At 74.0% G+C, this 11,030-nt stretch carries 9 protein-coding genes; 6 read left to right on the forward strand and 3 right to left on the reverse strand.

Translation table 11 applies throughout. The annotated features are described in order from the left end of the window. Positions 1-4 precede the first annotated feature (4 nt). Positions 5-1,255 (forward strand): MiaB/RimO family radical SAM methylthiotransferase, encoded by a 1,251-nt coding sequence (locus rosag_RS15005; protein WP_284350957.1) that lies wholly within the window; start codon positions 5-7, stop codon positions 1,253-1,255. Positions 1,256-1,258: 3 nt separating this feature from the next. Here rosag_RS15005 and rosag_RS15010 read toward each other — a convergent pair whose 3' ends face one another. Continuing rightward, complete coding sequence (locus rosag_RS15010; protein WP_284350958.1) at positions 1,259-1,807, reverse strand: cysteine peptidase family C39 domain-containing protein; 549 nt, start codon at positions 1,805-1,807, stop codon at positions 1,259-1,261. A gap of 87 nt (positions 1,808-1,894) precedes the next feature. Continuing rightward, positions 1,895-3,397, reverse strand: a complete 1,503-nt coding sequence (locus rosag_RS15015) for a S41 family peptidase (protein WP_284350959.1) — start codon at positions 3,395-3,397, stop codon at positions 1,895-1,897. A 182-nt stretch (positions 3,398-3,579) separates the two neighbouring features. Here rosag_RS15015 and miaB point away from each other — a divergent pair, with 182 nt between their 5' ends. Then, positions 3,580-4,944, forward strand: a complete 1,365-nt coding sequence (gene miaB, locus rosag_RS15020) for a tRNA (N6-isopentenyl adenosine(37)-C2)-methylthiotransferase MiaB (protein WP_284350960.1) — start codon at positions 3,580-3,582, stop codon at positions 4,942-4,944. Further along, positions 4,883-6,685 (forward strand): glutamine--tRNA ligase/YqeY domain fusion protein, encoded by a 1,803-nt coding sequence (locus rosag_RS15025; RefSeq protein WP_425607508.1) that lies wholly within the window; start codon positions 4,883-4,885, stop codon positions 6,683-6,685. Before miaB ends, rosag_RS15025 begins: the two co-directional genes overlap by 62 nt. A gap of 79 nt (positions 6,686-6,764) precedes the next feature. On the opposite strand, the gene rosag_RS15030 is transcribed toward rosag_RS15025, so the two are convergent. Then, on the reverse strand, positions 6,765-7,031 hold the full coding sequence (locus tag rosag_RS15030) for a hypothetical protein (protein WP_284350962.1): 267 nt from the start codon (positions 7,029-7,031) through the stop codon (positions 6,765-6,767). A gap of 143 nt (positions 7,032-7,174) precedes the next feature. Between rosag_RS15030 and rosag_RS15035 the strand changes: the two genes are divergently transcribed. Genes rosag_RS15035 through fbp form a run of 3 tightly spaced genes read left to right on the forward strand, consistent with a single transcriptional unit; the run spans position 7,175 to position 10,970 of the window. Beyond that, complete coding sequence (locus rosag_RS15035; RefSeq protein WP_284350963.1) at positions 7,175-9,496, forward strand: DNA internalization-related competence protein ComEC/Rec2; 2,322 nt, start codon at positions 7,175-7,177, stop codon at positions 9,494-9,496. A 7-nt stretch (positions 9,497-9,503) separates the two neighbouring features. Then, positions 9,504-9,932 (forward strand): hypothetical protein, encoded by a 429-nt coding sequence (locus rosag_RS15040; RefSeq protein ID WP_284350964.1) that lies wholly within the window; start codon positions 9,504-9,506, stop codon positions 9,930-9,932. A gap of 9 nt (positions 9,933-9,941) precedes the next feature. Continuing rightward, entirely contained in the window at positions 9,942-10,970 is a 1,029-nt protein-coding gene (fbp, locus tag rosag_RS15045) for a class 1 fructose-bisphosphatase (protein ID WP_284350965.1), read from the forward strand. Positions 10,971-11,030: the final 60 nt, after the last annotated feature.

The raw sequence follows: 11,030 nt of genomic DNA on the forward strand, positions 1-11,030 counted from the left end.
AGGGATGAACGTCCACCTGCGCACCTTCGGGTGCCGCGCCAACCAGTACGACAGCGAGACGGTGCGCGCGATGCTCGCCGCGGCCGGCGCGTCGGTCGTGGACGAGGCGGCCGACGCGGACGTCGCGGTGTTCAACAGCTGCGCGGTGACCGCGGAGGCGGAGGCCGACCTGCGCAAGGCGGTCCGGCGCGCCGCGCGGGAGCGGCCGGCGCTCCGCACCGTGATCATGGGCTGCGCGTCGGCGCTGCCGCGCGCGGCCACCGATCCCGCGCGCCTGGACGCGCTGCCCGGTGTCGAGGCGCTGGTGCCGGGCGCCGACATGCTCGCGCTGGCGCGTGCGCTCGACCTGCCGCCGGACGCCGCAGCGGCCGTCGCGGCGGTGCAGAGGGGCGCCCGCGCGCTGCTGCGCGTGCAGGACGGCTGCGACGAGCACTGCACCTTCTGCGCGACGACCATCGCGCGCGGCGCGAACCGCTCGCGGCCCATGGCGACGCTGCTCGACGAGGCGGAGCGGCTGGCGGAGCGCCACGCGGAGCTCGTGCTCACGGGCGTCCACATCGGCACCTACGGCCGCGACGCGGGCACCTCGCTCGGCGCGCTGCTGGAGGCGCTCGTGCACAGAGTTCCGCACGCGCGCTTCCGCCTCTCGAGCGTCGAGGCGACCGAGGTGGACGCGCGACTCGCGGCGCTGCTGCGCGATGCAGCGGGCCACGTCTGCCCGTACCTGCACGCGCCGCTGCAGTCGGGGAGCGACCGCCTCCTGCGCCGGATGGGCCGGCACTGGTACACGGCCGACGCCTATGCCGCGTCCGTCGAGCGGCTGGTCGACGGCCGCGCGGTGTTCGGACTCGGCGCCGACGTGATCGCCGGCTTCCCGGGCGAGACCGAGGACGACCACGCGGCGACGCTGGCGCTGGTGGAGCGGCTGCCGTTCGCGGCGCTGCACGTCTTCCCGTACTCGCCGCGGCCCGGCACCGCGGCGACGCGACTGCCCGATCCCGTGGCGCCCGCGGTCGCGCAGCGGCGCGCCGGCGAGCTGCGCGCGCTGGCGCGCGCGAAGGGCGACGCGTACGCGGCATCGCGCGTCGGCGGCGCGGCCGACGTCGTCGTGATCGGCGAGGGCGCACGCCGGAGCGGGATGACGGAGGACTACCTGACCGTCACGCTGGCCGATGCGTCGCGGCCGCGCGGCGCACGCGCGCCGGCGCGCCTCGCGCTGCTGGACGGGCGGCTCACCGCGGTCGCCGTCGCTTAGGCGCTACGCCGACGCCGCCAGCATGCAGTCGGGCACCCAGGCCAGGAACCGGTTGAACTCGTCGAGCGTGTAGGTGAGGTTCTGCCCGCGCCACGGGTCGTGGATGAAGACGTGCCCCTCGTGGATGCCCGTGAGCAGCACGAAGTGCATCGAGCCCTGGCAGATGATGGGGCCGGACTTCTGGAGGAACGCCGCGAGCAGCTGCGGCGTCCAGCGCCGGTCGTGCGGCAGCGGCAGCGAGTAGACCCGCACCCCGGCCTCGGCCAGCCACTCCGACAGCTCGTCCGTGTTCGAGCCCTCCACGATGCCGCGCGGGTTCTTGCGCAGCTTGGCGCGGTAGGGGCGCCCCTTGAACGCGAGCAGCATCTCGACGCACGCGTCGCCGCACAGGTTCACGTGCCCCTGATGGACGAACGGCACCGTGAAGCGCGCGTACGGATGCACGTGGCTCGGTGCGCCCGGTGGGATCGGGCCCGAGATGAACTGGCCAGGCCTCGCGTGGTCGCGCGAGGAGAAGCTGAACAGCTTCGCGATGGGGCCTTTCAAGCGCATGCGAGGCGTCGTCGAGTGCGGATGGCCTGCCGCTCGCCGCGTCGGGCGGGCCGGGAGCGCAATGATACGCGCACGCCCGACGCGGCGTCAGCGCCTCGTCGTGGGACGCGCGGGGCACGTCATCGCCCGCTCCAGCACCGGGTCGCGACCCGCGCGCAGGTCCGCCGCCGTGGGCCGCACCTCGATGTCCGGCACGACGCCGGCGCGCACGCTCGCGTCGCCGCTCGCGCGCACGAAGCGCGCGGACGAGACGCTGGCCGGCAGCTGGCTGTTGGCCAGCCGGAACGAGTACTGCTCGCCGAACGACGTCGGCACGCCGCCCGTCTCCTCGCCGATCAGCGTCGCCAGCCGGTAGTCCTGGATCGCGTTCGCGGTCATCATCGCGCTGCTGAACGTGCCCGGGCCGATGAGCACGCACACCGGTCCGTCGAAGCGGGGCTCCAGCCGCGGGCGCACGCGCGCGTTCGACTCCGAGACGATCAGGCGACCGTCGGGCCCCTCGAGCAGCCGCCGCAGCTCGGTCTCGCCGTTGGATGCCGCGAAGCGCACGGAGTCCTGGCGACGTGCCTGCTCCGCGCGCGCCCGGAGCATCGCGCGGTACTCGGCGCTCATCTTCCACTCCTTGCGCGCGGCCATGCGGAACGGCGCGCCGGTCAGGTGCTGCAGCAGCAGCTCGCCGAGCTGCGAGTTGCCGCCGCCGTTGCGCCGCAGGTCCACCACGAGCGCTCCGATCGAGTCGGCCACGGCCTGGCGCATGAGCGCCGCGATGCGCGGCGCGAAGTCGTCGGGCGCCGCGGTCATCGTGCGGAACTCCAGGTAGCCGACGCGCCCCGGCAGCGTGCGGTACTCGAGGTCGCGCGGCGCGCCCGCGCCACCGCGCGCGGTCGCCTGCGCGCGCGCGAGGGCATCCAGGCTGTCGAGGCGCAGGCCGTCCAGCCGGAAGGTCAGCGGCGCGGGCTCGCCGTCGCGACGCACCGTCACCTCGAACGGGCCGCGCACCCCGCGCATCCACAGATGGCGCGGAAGGAAGCCCGCCGCGTTCCGGCGTCGCCACGCGAGCAGCTCGCCGCCGAGCGACGCCATCGTGCGATCCAGCAGCTCGGCCACCGGCGTGCCGCCGATGGCGACCACCGCGTCCCCGGCGCGGATGGGCGCGTCCGGCGCCGCCAGCGACACGCGCAGCTGCCCGACCGGATCGACGGTCATGCGGAACGGGAGGATCGGCGCTCCGGCGCGGTTCGCCGCGGCCCACTCCTCGGACGGCGGGTTCAGGTTCGTGTGCCCGTCGCCGAGCATCGCGACCAGGGGCGCGAAGCGGAGGTACAGCTCGGGGCGCGTGACGGAGTCCGGCAGCGCGCGCAGCACCGCCTCGCGCTCGCGCGCGATCGCCGCCCGCGACGCCACCGTGTACGGGTCCGGGTGCACGCTCTCGATCGTGCGGAACAGCTGCTCGAGGTCCGCGGCGGCCGCCGCGCGCGTGACGAAGGGCGGCGGCGTGGGCGGCGTCGAGGCCTGGGCGGCGGCCGCCACGGGCGCGATCGCGGCCAGCGCGGCGGCCAGCACGCCACGACGGAACGGGAGAGGAGGCACGGGAGCGGGACGGTGAGGGCGGGCGAGCGGCGACGGGTTGCGCCCGCCCAACGTCCCGCCGGCGGCCCGCGCCGTCAAGACGGGCGGGCGCAGCATGCTAAGGGGTGCATCGGCAAGGCTTTACGCGATAAGTTGCGGGGCCGGCGCGGTCCGCCGGCCCCTTCCTCCCGCTGCGCCCCGCCATGTCCCGTCCGACCGTCTACATCGAGACCTACGGCTGCCAGATGAACGTGAGCGACTCGGAGCTCATGTACGGCAGCCTGGCCGCGCATGGGTACGAGGCGGTGGACGGGCCCGAGGGCGCGGACGTGATCCTCGTGAACACGTGCGCGATCCGCGACCACGCGGAGCAGCGCGTGATCGGGCGGCTGGGCGAGCTGCGCCGCCACATGAAGAAGGGCACCGTCATGGGCGTCGCCGGCTGCATGGCGCAGCGGCTCGGGCCCACGCTGCTGGAGAAGGCGCGCCACGTCTCGCTGGTGGTGGGGCCCGACGCGTACCGCGCGCTGCCGCAGCTGCTGGAGGGCGCGCGGCAGGGCGAGCGCGTGACCGCCACGAGCTTCGATCTCGAGGAGCACTACGAGGACTTCGCGCCGCGCCGCTTCGACAGGGTGAAGGCGTGGATCCCGGTGCAGCGCGGCTGCGACTACCGCTGCACGTACTGCATCGTGCCGTACACGCGCGGCGCGGAGCGGAGCCGTCGGCTGGACGACGTCGTGCGCGAGGTCGAGCAGGTCGTGCGCGACGGCATGAGCGAGGTCGTGCTGCTGGGGCAGACGGTCAACTCGTACAGCGACGGGACGCACGACTTCGCGGCGCTGCTGCGCGCGGTCGGCAGCGTCGACGGCATCCGCCGCATCCGCTTCACGAGCCCGCACCCGAACGACTTCTCGGACGCGGTGATCGCCGCGATGGCGGAGGTGCCGCAGGTGTGCGAGCACGTCCACCTGCCGATGCAGAGCGGGTCCGACCGCGTGCTGAAGCGGATGCTCCGCCGCTACACGCGCGAGGGCTACCGTGACTGCGTGGCGCGCCTGCGCGCCGCGATCCCGACGCTCAACCTGACGACCGACATCATCGTCGGCTTCCCGGGCGAGACGGACGAGGACTTCGAGGAGACGGTGTCGCTCGTGCAGGAGCTGGGCTACGAGGACGCGTACACCTTCAAGTTCTCGCCGCGCGACGGCACGCCCGCCACGCGCATGGATCCGGCGACGTTCGTGCCGGACGACGTCGCGAGCGCGCGGCTGGAGCGGCTGATCGCGGTCGTCCGCGCCGGGGCGCGCGAGCGCAACCTGCGCCTCCTCGGCACCCGCCACGAGGTGCTGGTGGAAAAGGCGGCGCGGCGCGGCGAGATGCTGCAGGCGCGCACGCGCGACTTCAAGACCGTGATGCTGCCGCCGGACGGCCTCGCGATCGGCGACTACCGGATCGTGGAGCTCACCGGCACGACCGGCTCGACGTTCACGGGCGTCGTGGTGCCCGATGCCGCGCCGCGGCGCCTCGCGCTGCCGATGGCCGCGACCGCCGCGGCGCCGGCCTGCTGACGGCTGCCGACGCGCGCGTCGTCCGCCCTTCCTCTCTTCCGCACGCTCTCTCGTGTCCCACGACGCTCCGCACCGCTCGAACTTCATCCGCGAGATGGTCGCCGAGGACGTCGCGACGGGCCGCTTCGGCCGCCCCGTCACGACGCGCTTCCCGCCCGAGCCGAACGGCTTCCCGCACATCGGCCACGTCAAGTCGATCTGCCTGAACTTCGGGCTCGCGCGCGAGTTCGGCGGGCGCGTGCACCTGCGCTTCGACGACACGAACCCGCTCACCGAGGACATGAAGTACGTCGAGGCCATGAAGGCCGACGTGCGCTGGCTCGGCTTCGAGTGGGACGCGGAGCTGTACGCCAGCGACTACTTCGAGCGGCTGTACGAGTTCGCCGAGCTGCTGGTGACGAAGGGGAAGGCGTACGTCGACTCGCAGAACGAGGAGCAGATCCGCGAGGGGCGCGGCACGGTCACGACGCCGGGCACGGACAGCCCGTTCCGCAACCGGTCCGTCGAGGAGAACCTGGACCTGCTGCGCCGCATGAAGGCGGGCGAGTTCCCGGACGGGTCGCACGTGCTGCGCGCCAAGATCGACATGGCGCACCCGAACATGATCATGCGCGACCCGCTGCTGCTGCGCATCCGCCACGCGGAGCACTACCGGCGCGGGACGGAGTGGTGCCTGTACCCGCTCTACGACTTCGCGCACGGGCTGTCGGACGCGATCGAGGGGATCACGCGCTCGCTCTGCACGCTGGAGTTCAAGGACAGCCGCGACATCTACGACTGGCTGGTGCGCGAGGTCGGCTTCGAGCAGAACCCGCCGACGCAGATCGAGTTCGCGCGCCTGGAGCTGGACTACACGGTGCTCAGCAAGCGGAAGCTGCTGCGCCTCGTGAACGAGGGGCACGTGTCGGGGTGGGACGACCCGCGCATGCCGACCATCGCCGGCATCCGCCGCCGTGGCGTGACGCCGGAGGCGCTGCGCAACTTCGCCGACGCGATCGGCGTCGCGCGCAAGCCGGCGCGCACCGAGCTGGCCACCTTCGAGCACTACGTGCGCGACGACCTGAACATGCGCGTGCCGCGCGTGATGGGTGTGCTCGACCCGCTCAAGGTCGTGCTCACGAACTATCCCGAGGGGCAGGTCGAGGAGCTGGAGGCGCCGTCGTATCCGCACGACGTGCCGCTCGAGGGCTCGCGCCTGGTGCCGTTCTCGCGCGAGCTGTGGATCGAGCGCGACGACTTCATGGAGGATCCACCGAAGAAGTTCTTCCGGCTCGCCCCCGGCCGCGAGGTGCGCCTGCGCTACGCGTACTTCATCACGTGCCAGGAGGTCGTGAAGGACGAGTCGGGCCGCGTGATCGAGCTGCGCTGCACGTATGATCCCGCGACGCGCGGCGGCGACGCGCCGGATGGCCGCAAGGTGCAGGGCACGATCCACTGGGTCTCGGCGGCGCGTGCGCTCGACGCCGAAGTGCGGCTGTACGACCGCCTCTTCTCGCAGCCCGATCCGGACGACGTGCCGGAGGGGCAGGACTTCACGGCGGCGCTCAACCCGCAGTCGCTCGTGGTCGTGAAGGGCGCGAAGGTGGAGCCGAGCGTGGCGAGCGATCCGCCGGGGACGCGCTACCAGTTCGAGCGCACGGGCTACTTCGTGAGCGACACGGTGGACTCGAAGCCGGGCGCGCCGGTGTTCAACCGGACGGTGACGCTGCGCGACACCTGGGCGAAGGTGAAGGACAGGTAGTCCTCGGCAGGCTGGAAGCGCGCGAGGCGCCGCGTCCCGATCGGGACGCGGCGCCTCGTCGTTGCGGGCATGCGTGCGCCTACTTCCGCTTGCCGAAGACGCGCGTGAACACGCCGTCGAGCATCAGCGCGACCACGACGCCGACGATCTGCCAGGTGCCCCAGCGGCCGTCGTACCAGTGCTGCACGACGGAGTACCAGAGCAGCGTCGTCGGCGCGAAGAGGAAGCCGAGGATCGGCCAGAGCGCGAAGTCGAACATCCCGCGGAACCACGACGTCAGGAACCAGAGCGCCAGGATGACCAGGCGCGGGGTCGCGAGGGCGAGGAGGGCGAGGAGGCAGGGCACGGGCGTCCGGGGCGAGAGGAGAGCGCGCGGTCTTCTCCGGAACGTACGGTCCGCGGCGGCCGGCGGTGTCAGATGCGTCGCGCGGACACCGCGCGCGTCTCGCGGGTGGGGGCGTCGGCCAGGGGCGGCGCCATCGTGTGCGCGTGCCGCTCGTGACCGCCGCCTTCCTCTGCCTGTGCGCGGGGCTCCTCGCGGGCTTCGCCGGTGCGGCGTGGCCGGTGGTCGCGCTAGTGGGCGCGGTGGCGGGCCTCGCGCTGTGGAAGCGCGACGCCCGCGCGGGTGCGCTCTCACTCGTGGTGGTGGCCGCCGCGATGACCGCGCGCGACGTGCGGCGACGCGACGCGGCCTGTCATGCGGCCGCCGCGAAGCGCGGCGTGTGGGCCGTCGTGCTGGACGAGCGGGCCGAGCCGCGGGCCGTGGCGCGCGGCGCCGTACGCGGTGGGGCCTGCCCGCTGCGCGCGACGCTGGTCGTCCGCCAGGGAACGGCGGACGCGGGAGAGGTGGTTGCGGTGCGTGGAGACGCCAGCGTTGCCGGCGGCCGCGTGCTCGTGCGCGACGCGCGCCTCGCGCGCACGGGCGAGCGCCACGTGCTCCCCGCGCTGCGCGCCCGTGCCGGCGTGCTGATCGACCGGCGCTTCGGTGACGACGCGCCGCTCGTGCGTGCCCTCGTGATCGCGGACGCGGGCGGCATCGATCCCGAGGTGCGCGACCGGTACGCGGCGTCGGGGCTCGTGCATGCGCTCTCGGTGTCCGGGCTCCACGTCGCGCTGGTGGCGGAGGCGCTCGTGCTGCTGCTGCGCGCCGCGCGCGCGTCGCCGCGTGTCGCGTCGCTGGGCGCCGTGGGTGCGGTCGCGCTGTACGTCGCGCTCATCGGGTGTCCCGCGCCCGCGGTGCGCGCGGGCGGGATGCTCGCGCTCGATGCGGCCGCGCGCGCGCTGCAGCGCCCCACGTCGCCCTGGGCCGTGTTCGCGGTCGCGGCGGCGCTGCCGCTGGTCGATCCGCGCGTCGTGCTCGAGCTGGGCTACCAGCTGAGCGTCGCGGGGATGGCGGCGCTCGTCGCGGGCCGTGTGGTGGCGCGGGAGCTCGTGCGGCGCGCCGCCGACGCCGACGGTCAGCCGCAGCGACCCGGCATGATCGCGAGGGCCGAGGCGTGGCTGCGCCGCGCGGGAGACGGGCCGCGGGTGACGCTGCTGCGCGAGCTGGTGGTGGGCACGCTCGCGACCGCGGTCACCGCGCCGCTCGTCGCGTGGCACTTCGGGCAGGTGAGCCTCGTCGGCCCGCTCGCGAACCTCGCGGCGGCGCCCGTGCTCGCGCTGCTGCAGCCCGCCCTGTTCCTCGCCGTCGTCGTGGCGCCGCTCGACGGGATCGGGCCGTTCGTCGCGGGAGCCGCGCGCGTGCCGCTCGCGGCGCTCGACGCGGTGGCGCGTGCCGGCGCGGGCACTCCGGGAGCCGTCTGGCACGTGGCGCCGAGTGGGGGCGAGTCGTGGCTCGCGGGGATGGGGGCGCTGGCCCTGCTGGTCGCCGGCGCCTCGGTGCGACATCGACGCCGTGCGCTGAGGCTCGCGGGCGGCGCGCTGGTCGCCGCGACGTGGGCGCCGCTGTGGCCTGGACGCGACAGGGGCGTGGCGGAGCTGCACGTGCTGGACGTGGGGCAGGGGGACGCCGTCGCGCTCCGCACGCGGCGCGGGCGGTGGCTGGTGGTGGACGCGGGGCGCGCGTGGCGGGGTGGCGATGCCGGCGCGCGCACCGTCGTGCCGTGGCTGCGCGCGCGCGGCGGCGTGGTGGCGGCGCTCGTGCTCACGCACCCGCACGCGGACCACGTGGGCGGCGCCGCGTCGGTGCTCGCGCGGCTGCATCCGGCGCGCGTCTGGGATCCCGGGTTCGTCCTCGGGAGTCCCGTCTACCAGGAGGTGCTGCGGGCGGCGCGCGGGGCGGGCGTGCCGTGGCGGCGCGTCGCGCCCGGGGACTCGCTCGTTCTCGACGGGATGGTGGTGACGGTGCTCGCGCCGGATTCCGCATGGACCGCGTCGCTCGACGATCCGAACCTCGCCAGCGTCGTCCTGTCGGTGCGCGTCGGGCGGGTGCGGTTCCTGCTCGTCGGCGACGCCGAGGCGCCCGAGGAGCGGTGGCTGCTGGCGCGCGCCGCGCACGATCCCGCGGTCGCGGCCGCGCTCCGGGCGGACGTGCTGAAGGTCGGGCATCACGGGAGCGCGACCAGCAGCACGCCCGAGTTCCTCGCGGCGGTGCGGCCGCGCCTCGCCCTCGTCAGCGTCGGGGCGGGGAACACGTACGGACATCCGAGCGCGCACGTCGTGCGCCGCCTGCAGGACATGGGCGCGCGCGTGCTGCGCACGGACCAGCTGGGGACCATCGTCGTGCGGGCGCGCGGCGACGCGATCACGGTGCAGGCGGGAGCCGAACGATGGGAGCTGCCGACGCGCGAATCCGAATCCGAGCTGCCGTGAGGTTTCGATGAGGGGGCTCGCGCGGTCGGCGTGGCGCGCGCTGCTCGGGCGTCCGATCGCGCTGCCAGACGCGCTGCTGGCGCGCTATCCGGAGCTGCGCGGCGCGCGCTGGCGCCACGGCGGGCTCCCGCTGCGCGTGGGCGGCTGGTGCCTCGGGCGGCGCACGGTCGCGGGCATCACGCTGGGGCGCACGATCTTCCTGGCCGATGCGGCCGCGCTCGCTCCGGCGTTACTCTTGCACGAGCTGGCGCACGTGGAGCAGTTTGCCCGGCAGCGCACCTTCCCGGTGCGCTACGCCTGGGAGTCGCTCCGTCGGGGTTACGCCCACAATCGATTCGAGCTCGAGGCCGACGCCTACGCGGCGCGGACGCTGGCCGAGCGGCCGCCTGCTGGCGGTTCGCGTCCGGCAGCGCTTCCGGTCGTTCCACCCTGCTGAGGACTTTCCGTGGTCAAGCACACGCCGACCTCCGTCGTCACCATCGAGCGCTTCATCATCGAGCAGGAGCGCCAGTTCCCCGAGGCCACGGGTGAGCTGTCGGGCGTCCTGTACGACGTCGCCCTCGCGGCGAAGATGATCGCCAACAAGGTGCGCTCGGCCGGCCTGGCGGACATCCTCGGCGCCGAGGGGACGGAGAACGTCCAGGGGGAGCAGCAGCAGAAGCTCGACGTCATCGCCAACGACATCATGGTCAAGGCGATGGACCACGGCGGGCGGCTGTGCGCGATGGCGTCGGAGGAGGAGCCCGACATCATCCAGATCCCCGACGGCTTCAAGTGCGGCAAGTACGTCCTGACGTTCGATCCGCTCGACGGCTCGTCGAACATCGACGTCAACGTGCCGGTCGGGACGATCTTCTCGGTGATGCGGAAGATCACGCGCGGCACGCGCGGCGAGATGGAGGACATGCTGCAGCCCGGACGCCGCCAGGTCGCGGCGGGCTACATCATCTACGGGTCGAGCACGATGCTCGTCTACACGACCGGCCAGGGCGCGCACGGCTTCACGCTCGACCCGTCGATCGGCGAGTTCCTGCTGTCGCACCCGAACATCGCGATCCCCGAGCGCGGCAAGTACCTGTCGGTGAACGACTCCTACGAGCAGGCGTGGGAGGACAACGTGAAGGGGCTGATGCGCCGCTATCGCGGGCTCGAGGGCGACCGCGCGCCGCTCAGCGTGCGCTACGTCGGCTCGCTGGTCGCGGACTTCCACCGCAACCTCCTCGGCGGCGGGATCTTCTGCTATCCGGCCAACACCAAGAGCCCGCGCGGCAAGCTGCGGCTGCTCTACGAGGCGAGCCCGCTCGCGTTCATCGCCGAGCAGGCCGGCGGGATGGCCACGGACGGGCACCAGCGCATCCTCGACATCCAGCCCACCGAGCTGCACCAGCGCACGCCGCTCTTCATCGGCAGCAAGGACGAGTGCGAGCTGGCGAACCAGATGCTGGGCACGGGCGCGCTGGTCGGCGCGGGCTGAGCATCCGGCGGGCACACGCCCGCTAGACGCCGCGCCCGGCGCGCGGCACACGGGCGGGAT

Source organism: Roseisolibacter agri, from assembly GCF_030159095.1.
Taxonomy (GTDB): domain Bacteria; phylum Gemmatimonadota; class Gemmatimonadetes; order Gemmatimonadales; family Gemmatimonadaceae; genus Roseisolibacter; species Roseisolibacter agri.

Excerpts from the sequence above, each read along its gene's own strand:
- rosag_RS15040 (WP_284350964.1), top strand. The coding sequence starts at position 9,504 with ATGAGGGGGCTCGCGCGGTCGGCGTGGCGCGCGCTGCTCGGGCGTCCG.
- rosag_RS15010 (WP_284350958.1), bottom strand. The coding sequence starts at position 1,807 with ATGCGCTTGAAAGGCCCCATCGCGAAGCTGTTCAGCTTCTCCTCGCGC.
- rosag_RS15005 (WP_284350957.1), top strand. The coding sequence starts at position 5 with ATGAACGTCCACCTGCGCACCTTCGGGTGCCGCGCCAACCAGTACGAC.
- rosag_RS15025 (WP_425607508.1), top strand. The coding sequence starts at position 4,883 with ATGCCGCGCCGCGGCGCCTCGCGCTGCCGATGGCCGCGACCGCCGCGG.
- miaB (WP_284350960.1), top strand. The coding sequence starts at position 3,580 with ATGTCCCGTCCGACCGTCTACATCGAGACCTACGGCTGCCAGATGAAC.